Source organism: Oleiphilus sp. HI0061 (genome assembly GCF_001635675.1).
This window is the reverse complement of sequence record NZ_LWFE01001234.1, coordinates 1-15508: the sequence shown is the minus strand read 5'-3', so window position 1 is coordinate 15508 and position 15508 is coordinate 1. Positions and strand designations below refer to the sequence as shown.

Below are 15508 nucleotides of genomic sequence, written 5' to 3'. Positions count from 1 at the left end.
CTGAGACAAATCCTGAGAAGGGGTGCCTGAGAGGATATCAATCACTGTCTTGGGGTCATCTTTAGACTTGTGTACTTCTACCCGGGTAGAGGGGTTTGACTCATGTGATTTGCAAAGCAGTGCTTGTCGCCCTGAGTTGTGGGAAATCAGGTGGTTCGCTAATAAAGAAACGCAATGCCCATAGCGGAATGAGTAGCTCAAATTGAGCTTCTGCGTCCCTGGAAACTGTTGGGAAAAGCCGTTAATGATGTATTCGGGTTTTGCGCCGCGGAACTCGTATATCGTCTGATCAGGGTCGCCAACGACGGTCACTTTGGCGCGGTCCCCTGCGATATAGCTTAACAGTGCGTGCTGAAGGTCGTTGGTGTCCTGGTATTCATCGACCAGCACAATATCCATCTTGTTGCTAACAAGCTTTTCTAAAGAGGGATTTTGCTGAATAGCGATCACGGTATCGTAAAGCATATCCGTGTAGCTGATTCTGGCGTTGTGTTTTCGCCAGCTTTCGAAGACATCAAACAATTGAGGAAGAAAGCCGAACTTATCGCTCAAATCAAGATCATAGAGGGTTTGTTGAGGTGACAGCAGGCCATTTTTAACGGATTCGATAAACTGGTGGCCTGCTTCAACGTAATCTTTCTTATTACGTTTGGCATCTTTAAGGGCTTCGGAATCAAGTATTTGATTTAGCATTCGCCAGATATGAAAGTCGATCTCCTTATCACTGAGGATTTGTTTATTAAATGGTCGCAGTTGCCCTTCTTGAATAAAACGTTGGTATAGCCGATAACCCATCGCATGAAAGGTTCGCACCTCGGGAAGGCGGCTATGGTGGTTACCGATCCGTCTTAGTTTGGCGGCAAAGTCGGTCTTTGCTGCTTTGTTGAACATTAGGATGAGAATTCGCCGTGCATCATGGCCCTGGCTCAATAGATATACTATCCGATGAGCTAGGGTCGTTGTTTTACCGCTGCCTGCGACAGCAGTGACCACATAATGAGCAAGGGGTGATTCTACAACCTTAATTTGCTCGGGGGTCAGGGTGATATCTTGGCTTGGATGCATGCAGTGAATACTTGTTAGCGGTGACTTATTTTTGTGGTAATTGATACAAATAAAGTGATTGCCAGGCAGTGCTTTACTGGGGCTTCAAATTACATGACAATGGCGCCTTGGTGTAGCGTAGAGTTAACTTAAGACTCTCTCTCAACTCAACAACTAAGAACTGACTATATGTACTATCGCTTAATGATACTATTCATTGCAGGGATGTTGATAGCATCGTGTAGTGTTATTTCCGGAAATGATGAGCAAACGGAAGCAATTCTAAGCCGTCTGGACCTCAGTCCTCAAAAGGTTCCTGCTAAAACGCCAATGATGCTTGCTGCCGAACGGGGTGATAGCAGTGCTTTAAAAAAGGCATTTTCTCAAGGTGGTAAATTGAATGCTATGGCACCCGAAGGAACGGCATTTTCCTTGGCTCTCAGTAATGGACATGCGTCGATAAGTCGTATCTTGTTGACGGCAGGGAGTCAGTGGCAGGAAGGGTTTTCATTGGGCGACTCTAGTGCGTTGATTGAAGCGGCAGATCAGGGCTTTGATCAGATCGTGAAAATGCTTATTGTAAGAGGTGTATCATTGGATCATCGAGATAAAGAGGGTTATACAGCTTTAGCAAAAGCAGCGATAAAGGGCCACCTAACGACGCTAAAAATACTCATTAATGCCGGTGCTCAAGTTGACGCATACCCTTTGGGGCGTTCGGTGCTTATGCATGTTGTAGAAGATAACAATATGTTGATTTCCCAGCAGCTAATAGCTGTTGGAGCGGACCTGAATTATCAGGATGATGACGGTGATACTGCTCTGAAAATTGCTCGACGAAAGGGCTTCTTTGATATTGATTTAATGCTTGTTCAGGCAGGCGCACGGCCATAGAGAAAAACAAATGAGCTCAAAAAGAAAGATAGCACTCGGACCTTTGCCCGAGCAGCGTGAAGACTATAGCCATTATGAAGAGAGTTTTGTTCGCTGGGACCGCATCGTAGGGTTTGGCTTGCTTGTGTTAGTCGTGCTGGTGTTGCTTATCAGTTTATCCACTGCCAACAAGGATGATGCACTTGATTTTGATGAGGCTGAGACACCACTAGATAGCAGTATCAAGGAGCCGAAGATAGCGGTCATAGAAAAAACAGACGATCCTGACTCTGTAAAGCAGGCTTCACCAAAGCCCGAAGTAACGGTGCCACCTTTGGGAGAGTTAAAGCCAGAGGAACTAGCGCAGCTTGTGAGTACACCCAAAGTTGTTGAAGAGCCTAAAGAAATTAAAGCCCCGGCACCTGAAGCTAAGCCTCTTGAGACAGACAGCGATGAAAGCGTTAACGCTCAGCCTGCAGTCAAAATTTCCGAGGCGAGCCCAGCTTCTGTCCTGATTATAAATAGCGCCATAAAAGAAGCTGTGCTGAGCCTAAGTATTAAGAATGATGTTCCAGGAGAACCCTTGCAGCATCGTGTCGTAATGCCTGAATCCGGGCTGATCAAAGTCATCCTGCATACTGAGATGCATGGCTTGCGAGGCGCTACACTCTATCATCACTGGTATCGTGAGGGGGTAAGGCAGGCAAAGGTGAGGATCCCGGTAAATGTTGCTAAACAGAAGTCCTACTCAAGTAAGTTTATTGATAAACATATGCTGGGTGCTTGGCAGGTGAAAGTGTTGGACGCTTCAGGTGAACTTTATATTCTTGCAGACTTTGAGGTTGTTAGCGCAAACTGATGGATATCTTGTTCGGCCTAAAAAAGCTGCTAGGTATGTCGTTAATGTCGGTACCGCTTATCTTGATCGGTTTACTGTTAGCAGGTTTTTTCTATCGAAAGCGTTATGTAAAGCTAGGCAGAATACTCAGTTTATTCAGTATTACTGCTTTATTTATTTTGAGCCTTTCACCGGTGACGGATGCTTTGATCAGGCCTCTTGAGTCACAGTATCCCGCCTACCAAGGCCAGCCCGTAGATTTTGTTTTAGTGTTAGGTGGCGGGCATTCAACAGCGAATGAGCGACCTTTAAGCAGTCTATTGAGCGGAACCTCATTAAGTCGGTTGACTGAAGGCTTGATGATTTACAGAGCAAATCCCGGGTCAAAGTTATTACTTTCTGGCTATCATGGGGATGATATTGAATCTCATGCTAAAGCGGCATCACGAGTGGCGATAGCCCTTGGAGTACCCGAGAGCGATATTTATTTGGCTGAAGAGGTAAAGGATACGGCAGAAGAGGCCAGGCATTGGGTTAAATTTATAAACGGTGCCAAATTTGCGTTAGTGACGTCAGCAATGCATATGCCCCGTTCTGTCTATTTGTTTAAGAAAGAAATCACTTTGCAGCAAGGCGAGACTAAGTCATTGCTTGCTTCGCCAACAAATTTCAGGTCATGTGAAGTGAATTGCTTAGGCTGGCGAAGCTGGATACCAAAGTCACGAAACCTGGCAAAAACCGATGCAGCGTGGCATGAGTACTTAGGCTATTTATGGGCGCGCTTAATAGCATAACGTTTGGAAAATTGATTTATGGGTTTAAAAGCGGGAAAAGTTTATCCTTCTAGCGAAGGGAAAGTTGGTGTATTAATCACTAACTTAGGTACGCCAGAGGCGCCAACAGCGAAGGCTTTGAGGCACTATTTGTCAGAATTTTTATCTGATCCCCGCGTTGTCGAAATTCCACGGCTAATTTGGATGTTTATCCTGCATGGTATCATTCTTAGAGTGCGGCCCAAGAAGTCGGCTCATGCCTATCAGACGGTATGGGCTGAGCGCGGTTCTCCGCTTAAATATCATACTGAAGATCAGCTTACAGCCTTGCGACAGGCTGTTAATTCAGGCGCAGAGAAGCCATCCATATTGTTCGATTATGCCATGCGGTATGGTGAGCCTTCTATTGCCAGCCGACTTGACCAACTGGCGTCACAACAATGCGATAAGCTTTTAGTGCTTCCTTTATATCCCCAGTATGCCAGTGCCACAGGTGGCTCAACATTTGATGCAGTCGCTAAAGATTATGTTTCCCGCCGCCAGATACCAAGCTTGCGTTTCGTGGCTAGCTACCATAATTACCCACCCTATATTGACGCGATTGTCGAGAGTATTCGTGAACATTGGAAACTGCACGGACAAGCCGAAAAGCTGCTTTTGTCTTATCATGGTTTGCCTAAATTTAGTCATGATAAAGGCGACCCTTACTATACCCAGTGTAATGAAACCAGTCAGTTGATTGCTGAGGCGCTTGAATTAAATGGTGATCAGTATATGACCGTTTTCCAATCACGCTTTGGCGCTGCAGAGTGGCTGCAGCCGTATACTGATGAAACGCTAAAATCCCTCGCGAAGCAGGGGACACGCTTTGTGCAGGTAATTTGTCCGGGTTTTTCTGCAGATTGTTTGGAAACTATCGAAGAAATTGGCGTAGAAAACAGGGACTATTTTCTTGAAGGTGGTGGCGAACGCTATGAATATATTCCGGCCTTAAATGCCAGTGAGGCGCATATCAAGGTGCTGGCAAGTTTAATAAATGAAAACGTGCAAGGTTGGTTGTAATGTGCAGGTCTTTGCAAGCGAGCTAAGGTAATAGGAGTTGATGATGAACTTTTTTAAAATTGCGGTGATGGCGGTATTATTGATTGCCGGTCATGCCCGTGCAGAAATAAGCGTTGAAGGTGAGTGGGTGCGCTTATTGCCGCCGATGGTTAAAACCACTGCAGCGTATATGACCCTAACCAGTTCCATCGACGATACGCTGGTTTCAGCTTCAAGCCCTCAGGCATCCATGGTTGAGTTACACCTTTCCTCAATGTCTAATGGGGTGATGTCTATGGATCATGTTGAAGAGATTGCGCTGTTGAAGGGACAGCCTTTAAAGCTTGCACCAGGTGGTTACCATCTGATGCTAATGGGCTTAAAGGCAAGCTTGAAGGAAGGTGATACTTTCCAGCTGCACTTACAGTTTGCCAAATCAGGTGAGCTAATTGTTAACGCTGAAGTTAAGCAATAAATAGCCTGTTTAGTAAAACATAAACGGCGTAAAGGCGACTAATAATAAGGTGGTCGACATCACCATTAGCGGTAACAAGATACGCTCATGGCGATAGTAAAAACTATCGCCTTCACTTAGTGCCAAATCAACCTCCTGACTACCAACCACTTGCCGTGTTAACAAATGGTTCAAAGAGACCGGTGGGCTCAGGTAACCCAACTCAAACGCTACCAGGCAGGTCATCCAAAAATGTATAGGGTTAATTCCATGCTCATAAGCTAGCGGTGCGACAAGCCCTGAGACCAAAATCAGAGCACCAAAAGGGTCCATCACCATGCCCACAAAAACCAGAAACAAGACTAAAACCAGCATGGTTAGATAAACTGACTCAAAGCCTTCGGGTATGGATAAACCACTACCGCTCCGTTCTAGAATGCCGCCAATCGTAAAAGAGCAAGCCATTAGCATCAGTAGCGCGCCAATTTGCACCGAAGAATTGCCAATAGCATTGTTAAACGCCGATACGATATTGGGGCTAACATTCAAGGTCTTATTTTGCTGCTCAAAGTCCCGGCTGAACTTACGTTCATAAATAATAAAGGCGAACATAATAACGGGGAGGATAATCGGGGCTGAAAATTCATCAAGATAGGCATTCAACAATACGGCGTAAATCAACATGCTGAGCGCAATAATGATGATATAAGGAAGCAGTGCTCGAAACTTTGTAATAGAAGGCTGAAATGCTTCGCTAAAAGGTGCGATGCTTAAAGGCCCACGTCGAGTCAGCATGGCAAACATAAAAAACACTGCAAGCGTTAGCATGAAAACCCGGCTTCCCCAATAAAACAAATCATCACTCAAGACTTCTTTGTTGAGAATGGCAATACCGATTACCAACAGGCAGGGCCTTAATACAACGCCTGAGCTTCCGGTCATTGCGGTGACCGCCAGTGCAAGCTGACGCCGAGTACCAACACGCCTCAACTCCTGATAAACCACAGCACCCATGGCAATAATGATAATACCTGAGGCCCCTGTATAAGCAGTTGGTACAGCCATTAATGCGATGGCGATGCAGGCCAGTATTTCAGGGGGAAAGTTCCAGGGTTTAAAGACATCAAAAAGCTTCGCGCCAAGCAAGGTCTCTTTAAGCAGCATTCCGACCCATATATAGAGAGCGATCGTCAGATGTAGATTAGTCAGTTGGAATATCTGAGTAAAGTACATGCTGATGCCAGGAGCATGCTCTTCGTTGACAAAAAAATGATACGCAGCTGCCAGAAGCATCCAGGTTTGAATGGGAACTGTAAGCACCATTCTAAAGGGAGAAGTGTTTTGTTTACTTAGGTGCCGGGTTTTAAAAAGCTTGATGAAACTCACTAGACTTAGCACGGCGCTACCGACAATAAGCGTAGCAAGGAGTTCGGGTGAACTAAGGCTTGCTCCAGCGTCTTCTGCGTCCTTATAAAATCGATAGCTGGAATAAAACAAGCTCAGTGCCGCGAGTGTTTGCGCAGCATAAGAAAAGTAGTGTTCATGCTTGTTTCGAATGCCTCTGAAGGCAATATGCTCATTGCGCCAGGTTGCGTAGGTGGCACATAGGAGTAGCAGGATGATCAGCATGGATTTTTGCTGGTTAATTGAAAATAAGCTGATTTGAGCGAAGGAAGCTTCGATGCTCGCGAAGGCTCTAACCCAAATGTCTGTTTGCGCCAGGTAGGTTTGTGCCGCTTGGTGTTTACTTTGGCAGACCTTAACTTGCTTTAGTAGAGAGCTACGTGCAGCATCGCGGTTAAACTCGTCAGCGAGCAGCTCAAAGTCCTGGTTCTCGGCATTGAATTCGCGCTCAAGTTCATCCAGTTGCAGCTCTATATCAGGCTTTGGGTTGCATTCAGGCTTAGGCTCTTCTCCACGTAGAATGAAGTAGTCATCCCACAGATAAATTCCTAGTTTGAGCATTTGTGCATTAATGTTTTCGCTGGTACCTGCTGTTACCGTGCCGAGTAAAAGTATCAGAACAGTCAGCGATAGACAGCGCTTGAGCCAGCGGCTTGCTACGTCCATAAGAATCGTTTTTGTTATTTTACGATTATGAAACTGGGGTGGCAGCTAATGCATTTCCGAACGGAGACCGTCACCCCAAATGAAATTATTCCTTATCTTTAGAAGTACACTCAGCCAAGTTGGGGTCGACTTTACAGCGAACTTTTCTGAACAAGGTTAACGCTTTTGCGTTGTATACATTTCTGTCCCGCAAGGCTAAACGGCTTTCACGAAATAGTTCATTCCACTCATCCTTAGCTTGATCTGAAATATTGATCCAATATTTCTCGGGGATAGTTTGCTCGCTCTGCTCAATTGATTTGATATCACTAAGGTATTTATTTGCCAGTAATGTGCGAGTCTTCTGGGCAAAGCCATCAGGAATCTTTTTCCAGCGAACGATTAGCTGCATAGTCACCTGGAGACTGGGCCAGTTAATGATGCCACCATTTGGTTCAAGGCCTTTATACATTTCCATAGGCTCATAAGCCAGACCAGGCGCACCCGTAATATCTACAGCATGGTTATTAAACTTCTGCAAAGCATTCATAATACTTGAGGACACGGGGGTTAAGCCGATCTTCTCAGCCAGGTAGCCTGTTTCAGGTGCATTGTCGAGCACTGTTACTTTCTTGCCAGCCAAATCTGAAGGTACGCTAATATCTCTGTCTTTTACGAATAGAAAAATGGCACCGATTGGCGATATGCCGATAACTTCGTATTCGCCCTTGCGCATAAGCTTTCCAGCTTTTGGGCTACTCAAGGTTTTAATGATCATACCTAAGTGTTTGTATGTGGGGATCGCGCCGACAGCATTGATAGAACCAGTAAAGTCATTATATTCTCGTGCGCGAATACCTGGCAGGTTCAACATATCACAAACACCGTTCTTGAACTCTTCAGAGGCAACACGGTCATCTGTATAAACTTTGAAAGAAAGGTCTACGCCCCAGCGTGTTGCATCGATTTTGAATTCCTTCATACGCTTGTGTACCGGGCCGTCATGACCCACGAAGTCAAATACACACATAGTAAGTGGAGATAGCTGGCTAGCGAAAGAGCTGTTAGAAATTGCTAAAAGGCTGAGTACTATCAAAGTCATCGGCAGACGGCGCTTGCTTGAGGAGATCATATTATTCACTGCTTTCTCTTATCTATCTGGAGTGTGTCAGGTAGAGCAGCCTAAGAAAATGATTAATAGTTCCCTTGGAACAAGGACCTGCAGGTTATACAGGGCCCTATATAATTTAGGCGTGCATCTTTAGAGATAAGAATCCTAACCGAAATAGGCCCTCTACGGAAAGGTAGGAAGTCTCAAAAGTATTATTTCGTGACTATTGGTCGATTTTGATAATCACTGAAATCGGGTGTTTCGCGCTGATAATTATTCATTAGTGGAGAATGGACGATAAAGTCAGCGGTGCTCTTGTTACACGCGACGGGAATATTCCAAAGCGTTGCCAGTCGGAGTAGCGCTTTAATATCCGGGTCATGAGACATGGGTTCGAGTGGATCCCAAAAAAAGATCAGCAAATCAATTTTGCCGTCAGCAATTAGTGCGCCTATTTGCTGGTCACCACCTAAAGGGCCGCTTTGAACACGGTTCACGCTTAGGCCTGTTTTTTCTTCGATGAGCTTACCGCTTGTTCCTGTCGTAGTGAACTGGCAGCTACTTAAAGCTTCGATATGCTGGTTTAGCCAAGCAACAAGGTCGCTTTTACGATTATCGTGAGCGATTAAAGCGATATTTTCAATTGGATTCATTCTGTGTCCCGAGTTGTCTCACTCATTATTATCATTCTTGGAAAGTGATAGAGAGGCCCTGGAAGCCAACGTAGGTTTTCAGGGCCGTCTTAAAATATAAGTCTAGCTAAGATTTTGCTTTGTATATAAATTACTTAAAAGCTATTGCAAATTTGTGACATTATTTGGCTGTATTGGCCCAGGATGGTGAATGCTTAGGCAAAAAAAAGCCCCGGAAAACCGAGGCATAACAAGTTACCACACTTGATTAAAACGAGCGATCAAGACTAATACTTGACGCTATAGGTTCAATATAACGTACTTGATAGCAATACCAGTTGACTCAGGTCAAGTAAGCCGGAAACCGGGTAGAGATAGCTTCGTGCTATGTAATAAGATGCTGTTGTGCCGCTGAAGTCTCATGACAAATATTGTCCCTTGAGCTAAGCTATGTGCATTACGCTGATAATACGATGGATTGTCGGATTAAGGTAAAACCTTGGTAAAAATAGAGAGAGAAATAATGATGAGAAAGCTAGTTACATCGGTTTTGGTAGCGGGTTCACTTGCAGTAAGTGGAAGTGTTGTAGCAGGTGATGCTGCTGCGGGTAAAGCTAAATCAGCAGTATGTGCAGCCTGTCATGGTGCTGCCGGTATTGCAGCTATTCCAACTTACCCTAATTTGGCAGGACAAAACGAAGCTTATTTGGTGAGCTCACTGAAAGCTTATAAAACCAAGCAGCGTAACGGTGGTATGGCGGCAATCATGCAGGGCCAGGCAGCTGCATTGAGTGACGCTGATATTGATAATTTAGCGGCTTACTACGCTTCTTTAAAATAGTCTTGTTTGTTCCTCAGGCCATTTAGTTAACTTGTAGGTAGCTGGGAAACCATACTCATCGGGTAGGGTAGTTCCTAAGGTGCCTACAAGTTCTTTCCCCTCCTTCATAGCTAGCATTTTTCTGCTTTATATTCATAGATTGTTCTCATCTACTCCTCTGTGTGCATTTTTGCTTAGTGATTGAACAAAATCAGGTTAGAATAAGTCTCGTTTTTAGAATGCCTTAAACCTGATTTGTTGTGAGATTTATATGAAATTTGTCGTCAAACTGTTTCCAGAAATTACCATTAAGAGCAAGCCAGTCAGGCAGCGCTTGGTAAAACAGCTTCGGCAAAATATCAGTGCTGTGTTAAAGAAAGAGTTTGAAGACGTCAAGGTTCAGGGTTTTTGGGATAAGATCGAAGTTAACCTGAATGACGATTCTCAAGAAAAAGCTGAGAACCTAGCGGCTACCCTTCAGCGTATTCCGGGTATTGCAAATATTCTTCGAGTGCAGCGCTATCAGATTGATAATATCGATGACAACTTTGACGAAATTGTAGAGCATACTCATCGTGCTCTGGGCGAGGAGCTTAAAGGCAAGCGCTTTGTTGTGCGTATTAAGCGTGCCGGTCAGCACTCTTTTACCTCCCATGAGTTAGAACGTTATGTAGGGGGCGGTTTACTGCGAGCAGGAGAGACTGCGGGTGTAGATCTACATAATCCTGAAGTGACGGTCATGCTGGAAGTCCGGGACTCGGATCTTTATATAATCGAACAACGCTATGAAGGCCTGGGCGGTTATCCGATAGGTGCACAGGACGACGTGTTGTCACTCATGTCTGGTGGTTTTGATTCGACAGTTGCCAGCTACTTAACCATGAAAAGAGGCTTGAAGACGCATTTCTGCTTTTTCAATCTGGGCGGAGCCGCGCATGAGATTGGTGTTAAACAGGTCGCTTTATATTTATGGGAGAAATACGGCGTTTCACATCGCGTGAAATTTGTTGCTGTGCCTTTTGAAGAGGTGGTTGCTGAGATACTAAAGAATGTACATCACTCGCAAATGGGCGTTATCCTCAAACGTATGATGTTGCGGGCAGCAGAAAAGGTTGCGGATCAGATGGGCATCGAGGCCCTGGTTATGGGGGATAGCGTTGCGCAGGTATCCAGTCAGACCTTGGCAAACATGAGTGTGATTAATAAAGTCACCGATACCTTGGTATTACGCCCGCTTATTACCATGGATAAACAAGATATTATCTCTTTGTCAGCAAAAATCGGTACAGAAGAATTTGCCAAGAATATGCCGGAATATTGTGGTGTGATCTCCGATCGCCCAACAACTCGTGCCAAGATGGAACGAATTCTGGAAGAAGAAGATAACTTTGACTTTGAAGTACTCGAGCGCGCAGTAGAACAGCGGGTGAGCACTAAAATCGATGAAGTGATGTCAAGAATCCAAACCATCGCTGAAGTTGATTTGGTGAATGTGCCTGAGGTTGATGATGTGATTATCGATATCCGCCACCCGGACGAAGTTGAAAAAAGTCCGCTTGTTTTGACGAATAATGAAATCAAGAACATTGCGTTTTATGAACTGATGTCCAAATTGGATCAACTTGAAGCTGATCAGCAGTATCTGCTTTACTGTGAAAAAGGTACGATGAGTCAGCTGCATGCCAGTCACTTAAAAGGCATGGGCTACGAAAAAATAGGGGTGTATGCTCCTTAATAAGCAATATGAATGAAGAGACAATATTATGAGCCTGAAACTGGGGCGGAGAGAACAAAAAAAAATAAATAACCGCAAGGCCATTCTAGAGGCTGGGCTTGAAGTGTTTTCGACGGTTGGTTATGAGCGAGCAACTATCAATGATATTGTCAGCGAAAGTGGCCTGTCTGTAGGTACTTTTTATAATCACTGCGGTGATAAAGACACGATCTTTTCTGAGCTGCTCACTGGCTTTTTAATGAAAGTGCGCACGACTTTGAGCCAGGCGCGTCAAAGTGCAACAACTTTGGAAGGCTTTATCAAAGGTGCTTTTCTCGCTTACAGTAAACTGATCTCTCAGTACCCCAAAATGCAGCTGATGATTTCAAAAAATGCCCCAGTGTTTAAGCAGGTGCTATCAGAAAAAGAAGAGCTTACCGAGATTATTGACGACTTGTCTCGTGATATGCAGCTTGCTGTTGAGGTGGGAATGGCGCCTAAGTTCCCTGTATCGATGATGACGTCTGCAATGATCGCTTCGAGCATTGACATTTTTTCTGTCAGTGATGATGAGTACTCAGCTAAAGAGAAGGCTGAGTTTCTAGGGAATTTATTTATAGGTGGAATTGAGCGAATGGCTTCAAAGTAATTGTCTGATATAAAAGATAAATTACCTCCATTTAATGTCTAATAACTAGAACAAAATTCCACTTCAACTAAAATAAATTTGCTAATTTCTGAACTTTTTAGATTGGCCTGGGTCTTTAACAATATCCCGATCACAAAATTCGGGAATTAATAATGAGCAACTACTTTAGTTAACCGTTACTTTTTAGATGAATTACACAGGGTTAAAACAATGAATAACGCAAAAATCTTAAGCAAATCAGCAATCGCAAGCATGGTCGCAATGGGTGTTATGGCTGCGTCAACTGACGCACTAGCAGGCAAGCCTGGTTTTGAAAAATGTCAGGGTATTGCTAAAGCCGGTATGAATGACTGTGGTACCTCAAAGCATAGTTGTGCTGGCCAAGCTGCTAAAGACGGTGACCCTGAGGAATGGGTATATGTTCCAGAAGGCACTTGTTCAAAAATTGTAAATGGTAAAGTGAAGTAAGTTACTTAGCACTTCTATCGGTGGCATTAACTGATGAATCATATCTTATCGCAGGGAATGCCAACCGATCATCCTGCTTCTCCTGAGCCACAAGCGCTTCAGGGTGCAGGTATAGGTTTACGTTCTGCACACTATCAAACGATTCTGAATTCACGCCCTGATATCCCCTGGTTTGAAGCACTAAGCGACAATTATATGAGCGACGGTGGTCAGCCTCTTGATTACCTGGAGCAGGTTCGGGATTTATACCCGGTTACCTTTCATGGTGTCGGCATGTCTTTAGGCTCAACTGATCCCTTAGATCAATCCTACCTCAAACGCTTAAAGTCACTTATAGAACGCTTTCAACCAACGCTGGTGTCTGATCACTTGTGTTGGGCTTCTTTTGATGGCGTACATGGTAATGAACTATTTCCCATGCCTTATACCATGGAGGCAATTAAGCATATCGTCTCACGAATTGACCAAGTTCAGAATTATCTGGGACGTCGTATATTGGTCGAAAATGTTTCGAGCTATTTAAGTTTTACAGTTGATGCGATGGCAGAAGTGCAGTTTTTGTCCGAGGTCGCCGAGCAGGCTGACTGCGATATTTTATGTGATGTGAATAATATCTATGTCAGCGCAATGAACCACAAATTTGATCCGCAAGAATACATTCGGGCTTTGCCTGTAAAACGCATAAAAGAAATGCACTTGGCGGGCTTCGAAGATCAGGGCACGCACTTGCTCGATACGCATGGCGCAAGGGTGCACGGACCGGTTTGGCAACTTTACCAAACAGCGTTGGAGCGATTTGGCCCTATTCCTACTTTGATTGAATGGGATACTGATATTCCGGATTTTTCCGTTCTGCAGGAAGAGCAGAGCAACGCAGCCCGCATGATGGCTCAGTGCTCAAAGTATTCCAGTCTTGCTTCTGCAGAGCAGGTATCCAGGTAATGAAGCTTGCGAACATTCATCAAGCCTTTATTTCAGGCATCTATAATCTAGAGACGGATATCAAGCCAGGGGCATTTATTCAAGCGGGTGAGAAGCTTGATCCTGAGCAGTGTTTAGCGATTTATCGCGGCAGTGTTTACGGCAACTTATGTTCTGCATTAGCAGATATTTATCCTGCCTTTTTGCAATGTGTTGGTGAGCAGTTTTTTCAGGCATTAGCACTGCGTTATGTTAAAGCACACCCTCCCGCGTCAGCGAGTCTGGACCACTATGGTGCCGAGTTTCCAGAATATGTTGGAGACTTTGAGGCACTTAAATCGCTCCCTTACGCTAAAGATTTGGCACAGCTTGAGTGGTATTGGCATTTGGCTTTTCACGCCAAAGATGAGCAGCCCCTTGACGCTATTCGCTTATCTGAAATTGATGAAGATCGATATGACAAGATAACTTTTTTGCTTCCAGCCAGTGCCCACTTACTTTCCTGCAACTATCCGATTAAAGAGATCCGTGATAAGTGCCTGGAAGATCGAGACAAAGCAGAAGGGAATGAAGATCAACCCTTGAATTTAGATTCCGGTTCACGGCACTTGTTGGTATGGCGAGCGGCGCATTACCAGCTACGTGTCGATCAGCTATCCGACTTGGAATTCGAACTACTCTCTTCGATAAATAAAAAGAAAAACTTGGGAACTATTCTGCAAGAACTGCAGTCCAAGTATCCACTAGAAGAAATTAACCAAACACTTGCTTTGGCTGTTCAACGAGTTTGGTTTGTCGGCTTCACATTAGCCGAATAAATCGTTCCAAATTACCACATTAGGATTAAATATGAGTCAAGTCTCTACTGTTGCGTCGCTGTATTTAAATGCCACTCGCTGGGTGGATAAAAGCCAGATTATTATGATTATTGTCTTTCGTTTGTACTTGGCGAAAGTATTTTTTCTAGCTGGCTTATCGAAGGTAAAGAGTATGGATAGCACATTGATGCTGTTTGAATATGAATACGATGTGCCTTTGATTCCCTTTGATGTCGCCGCCTATTTGTCTACCTTTGCTGAGCTAGTCTTCCCGGTATTGTTGGTGATTGGTTTAGCCGGACGTTTTAGTGCCGGGGCTCTATTTGTCTTAAATATCGTTGCCGTTATCTCTTACCCGGATATTAGCCCAGGTGGTGTTAATGACCACTATTTCTGGGGCGCGATGCTCTTGGTTTTGGTGATGTATGGGCCTGGTAAAGCGTCACTTGATGCTTGGATCCAAAAGCGCTTTTTCGCGAATTTGGCATAGAAACAAGATTTCTCTTCTCTCGCTTTTACTTAGCTTGTATTATCAAGATATTAGCCTCAATATTGGAGCTAAATCTGATTCAACAAGCTAGGAAGAGAGTATGGATATCGGTGACTATCGTCGCGAATATATGAGCCAGGGCCTGGACCGTGATGAATTACTTGATGACCCGTTCAAGCAGTTTGAACACTGGTTTCAACAGGCAAATGATGCAGACATACAAGATGCAAATGCCTTCAGTCTGGCGACAACAGACCTTGAAGTAGGCCCCTCCATTCGAACGGTATTACTGAAGTTATTTGATGAAAACGGCTTTGTTTTCTTCACTAACTACAACAGCCGAAAGTCTCAGCAGATTAAAGCCTACCCTCAAGTAGCGATGTTGTTCCCCTGGTTACCACTGAACCGTCAGGTGAAGGTGGAAGGACGTTGTGAAAAGATATCCAGTGCCGCTTCCTTGAAATATTTTGCAACCAGGCCGCGTGGCAGTCAGATTGGTGCTTGGTGTAGTGATCAGAGCGAAGTGATCGAGTCTCGTTCTTTTCTAGAACAAAAGTATCGTGAAGCGGCAGAGAAATTTAAATCCGGTTCGATTCCTTTACCTTCGTCATGGGGCGGCTATCGCATAGTGCCGGCTCGAATCGAATTTTGGCAAGGACGTGAAAATCGACTTCATGATCGTTTCCAATATACGCGTTTGCATGATGATAGTTGGTCGATCGAAAGGCTAGCGCCGTAGGCCGAGGGTGCTAACCAGCCAGCGAGCCGTGGAAGGGTCTGCCTACAGATAAGGCAGACCCTTTTTTAGAGATA

General features: G+C 44.6%; 17 protein-coding genes. 13 read left to right on the top strand and 4 right to left on the bottom strand.

The window, feature by feature from the left end; translation table 11 throughout:
• The coding region (locus A3735_RS19280) for an ATP-dependent helicase (RefSeq protein WP_156499769.1) at positions 1 to 1065 on the bottom strand (1065 nt) is incomplete at its 3' end.
• Between the two features lie 168 nt (positions 1066 to 1233).
• Between A3735_RS19280 and A3735_RS19275 the strand changes: the two genes are divergently transcribed.
• Genes A3735_RS19275 through A3735_RS19255 form a run of 5 tightly spaced genes read left to right on the top strand, consistent with a single transcriptional unit; the run spans position 1234 to position 5044 of the window.
• Positions 1234 to 1938, top strand: a complete 705-nt coding sequence (locus A3735_RS19275) for an ankyrin repeat domain-containing protein (protein ID WP_068515975.1) — start codon at positions 1234 to 1236, stop codon at positions 1936 to 1938.
• A gap of 10 nt (positions 1939 to 1948) precedes the next feature.
• A complete protein-coding gene (locus A3735_RS19270) occupies positions 1949 to 2776 on the top strand; it encodes a DUF2914 domain-containing protein (protein WP_068509595.1) in 828 nt (275 codons plus the stop codon).
• A complete protein-coding gene (locus A3735_RS19265) occupies positions 2776 to 3549 on the top strand; it encodes an ElyC/SanA/YdcF family protein (protein ID WP_082865018.1) in 774 nt (257 codons plus the stop codon). Before A3735_RS19270 ends, A3735_RS19265 begins: the two co-directional genes overlap by 1 nt.
• A gap of 18 nt (positions 3550 to 3567) precedes the next feature.
• Entirely contained in the window at positions 3568 to 4590 is a 1023-nt protein-coding gene (hemH, locus tag A3735_RS19260) for a ferrochelatase (RefSeq protein ID WP_068515972.1), read from the top strand.
• A 40-nt stretch (positions 4591 to 4630) separates the two neighbouring features.
• Positions 4631 to 5044 carry a copper chaperone PCu(A)C gene (locus tag A3735_RS19255; RefSeq protein ID WP_068515970.1) on the top strand — a complete coding sequence of 138 codons (414 nt, stop codon included), beginning with the start codon at positions 4631 to 4633 and terminating at the stop codon, positions 5042 to 5044.
• Between the two features lie 9 nt (positions 5045 to 5053).
• Here A3735_RS19255 and A3735_RS19250 read toward each other — a convergent pair whose 3' ends face one another.
• The 3 genes from A3735_RS19250 to A3735_RS19240 form a co-directional block, all read right to left on the bottom strand.
• Positions 5054 to 7093 carry a TRAP transporter large permease subunit gene (locus A3735_RS19250; RefSeq protein WP_068515966.1) on the bottom strand — a complete coding sequence of 680 codons (2040 nt, stop codon included), beginning with the start codon at positions 7091 to 7093 and terminating at the stop codon, positions 5054 to 5056.
• An 85-nt stretch (positions 7094 to 7178) separates the two neighbouring features.
• Entirely contained in the window at positions 7179 to 8204 is a 1026-nt protein-coding gene (locus tag A3735_RS19245) for a putative solute-binding protein (RefSeq protein ID WP_068515961.1), read from the bottom strand.
• Positions 8205 to 8395: 191 nt separating this feature from the next.
• Positions 8396 to 8836: a methylglyoxal synthase gene (locus A3735_RS19240; RefSeq protein WP_068515959.1), complete on the bottom strand. Its 441-nt coding sequence runs from the start codon at positions 8834 to 8836 to the stop codon at positions 8396 to 8398.
• 502 nt (positions 8837 to 9338) lie between these two features.
• On the opposite strand from A3735_RS19240, the gene A3735_RS19235 reads away from it, so the two are divergent.
• The 8 genes from A3735_RS19235 to pdxH all read left to right on the top strand — a co-directional run bounded on the left by A3735_RS19235 (position 9339) and on the right by pdxH (position 15434).
• Positions 9339 to 9656, top strand: a complete 318-nt coding sequence (locus A3735_RS19235) for a cytochrome c (protein ID WP_197470243.1) — start codon at positions 9339 to 9341, stop codon at positions 9654 to 9656.
• A gap of 250 nt (positions 9657 to 9906) precedes the next feature.
• Positions 9907 to 11370 carry a tRNA uracil 4-sulfurtransferase ThiI gene (thiI, locus tag A3735_RS19230; protein ID WP_068515956.1) on the top strand — a complete coding sequence of 488 codons (1464 nt, stop codon included), beginning with the start codon at positions 9907 to 9909 and terminating at the stop codon, positions 11368 to 11370.
• A 28-nt stretch (positions 11371 to 11398) separates the two neighbouring features.
• The gene (locus tag A3735_RS19225; RefSeq protein ID WP_068515953.1) at positions 11399 to 11998 is read left to right on the top strand and encodes a TetR/AcrR family transcriptional regulator; all 600 of its coding nucleotides are present in this window, start codon (positions 11399 to 11401) and stop codon (positions 11996 to 11998) included.
• A gap of 210 nt (positions 11999 to 12208) precedes the next feature.
• Positions 12209 to 12466, top strand: a complete 258-nt coding sequence (locus tag A3735_RS19220; protein WP_068515949.1) for a DUF2282 domain-containing protein — start codon at positions 12209 to 12211, stop codon at positions 12464 to 12466.
• A gap of 33 nt (positions 12467 to 12499) precedes the next feature.
• The gene (locus tag A3735_RS19215; RefSeq protein WP_231872236.1) at positions 12500 to 13408 is read left to right on the top strand and encodes a DUF692 domain-containing protein; all 909 of its coding nucleotides are present in this window, start codon (positions 12500 to 12502) and stop codon (positions 13406 to 13408) included.
• The gene (locus A3735_RS19210; RefSeq protein ID WP_068515946.1) at positions 13408 to 14205 is read left to right on the top strand and encodes a DUF2063 domain-containing protein; all 798 of its coding nucleotides are present in this window, start codon (positions 13408 to 13410) and stop codon (positions 14203 to 14205) included. The genes A3735_RS19215 and A3735_RS19210 overlap by 1 nt, the downstream gene beginning before the upstream one ends.
• Positions 14206 to 14236: 31 nt before the next feature.
• Complete coding sequence (locus A3735_RS19205) at positions 14237 to 14695, top strand: DoxX family protein (protein WP_068515943.1); 459 nt, start codon at positions 14237 to 14239, stop codon at positions 14693 to 14695.
• A gap of 100 nt (positions 14696 to 14795) precedes the next feature.
• The gene (pdxH, locus tag A3735_RS19200; RefSeq protein ID WP_068515941.1) at positions 14796 to 15434 is read left to right on the top strand and encodes a pyridoxamine 5'-phosphate oxidase; all 639 of its coding nucleotides are present in this window, start codon (positions 14796 to 14798) and stop codon (positions 15432 to 15434) included.
• Positions 15435 to 15508 lie beyond the last annotated feature (74 nt).

What these genes read in the sequence shown, in the direction of transcription:
- A3735_RS19275 (WP_068515975.1), top strand. Translation starts at nt 1,234, where the DNA reads ATGTACTATCGCTTAATGATACTATTCATTGCAGGGATGTTGATAGCA.
- A3735_RS19270 (WP_068509595.1), top strand. Translation starts at nt 1,949, where the DNA reads ATGAGCTCAAAAAGAAAGATAGCACTCGGACCTTTGCCCGAGCAGCGT.
- A3735_RS19265 (WP_082865018.1), top strand. Translation starts at nt 2,776, where the DNA reads ATGGATATCTTGTTCGGCCTAAAAAAGCTGCTAGGTATGTCGTTAATG.
- hemH (WP_068515972.1), top strand. Translation starts at nt 3,568, where the DNA reads ATGGGTTTAAAAGCGGGAAAAGTTTATCCTTCTAGCGAAGGGAAAGTT.
- A3735_RS19255 (WP_068515970.1), top strand. Translation starts at nt 4,631, where the DNA reads ATGATGAACTTTTTTAAAATTGCGGTGATGGCGGTATTATTGATTGCC.
- A3735_RS19250 (WP_068515966.1), bottom strand. Translation starts at nt 7,093, where the DNA reads ATGGACGTAGCAAGCCGCTGGCTCAAGCGCTGTCTATCGCTGACTGTT.
- A3735_RS19245 (WP_068515961.1), bottom strand. Translation starts at nt 8,204, where the DNA reads ATGATCTCCTCAAGCAAGCGCCGTCTGCCGATGACTTTGATAGTACTC.
- A3735_RS19240 (WP_068515959.1), bottom strand. Translation starts at nt 8,836, where the DNA reads ATGAATCCAATTGAAAATATCGCTTTAATCGCTCACGATAATCGTAAA.
- A3735_RS19235 (WP_197470243.1), top strand. Translation starts at nt 9,339, where the DNA reads ATGATGAGAAAGCTAGTTACATCGGTTTTGGTAGCGGGTTCACTTGCA.
- thiI (WP_068515956.1), top strand. Translation starts at nt 9,907, where the DNA reads ATGAAATTTGTCGTCAAACTGTTTCCAGAAATTACCATTAAGAGCAAG.
- A3735_RS19225 (WP_068515953.1), top strand. Translation starts at nt 11,399, where the DNA reads ATGAGCCTGAAACTGGGGCGGAGAGAACAAAAAAAAATAAATAACCGC.
- A3735_RS19220 (WP_068515949.1), top strand. Translation starts at nt 12,209, where the DNA reads ATGAATAACGCAAAAATCTTAAGCAAATCAGCAATCGCAAGCATGGTC.
- A3735_RS19215 (WP_231872236.1), top strand. Translation starts at nt 12,500, where the DNA reads ATGAATCATATCTTATCGCAGGGAATGCCAACCGATCATCCTGCTTCT.
- A3735_RS19210 (WP_068515946.1), top strand. Translation starts at nt 13,408, where the DNA reads ATGAAGCTTGCGAACATTCATCAAGCCTTTATTTCAGGCATCTATAAT.
- A3735_RS19205 (WP_068515943.1), top strand. Translation starts at nt 14,237, where the DNA reads ATGAGTCAAGTCTCTACTGTTGCGTCGCTGTATTTAAATGCCACTCGC.
- pdxH (WP_068515941.1), top strand. Translation starts at nt 14,796, where the DNA reads ATGGATATCGGTGACTATCGTCGCGAATATATGAGCCAGGGCCTGGAC.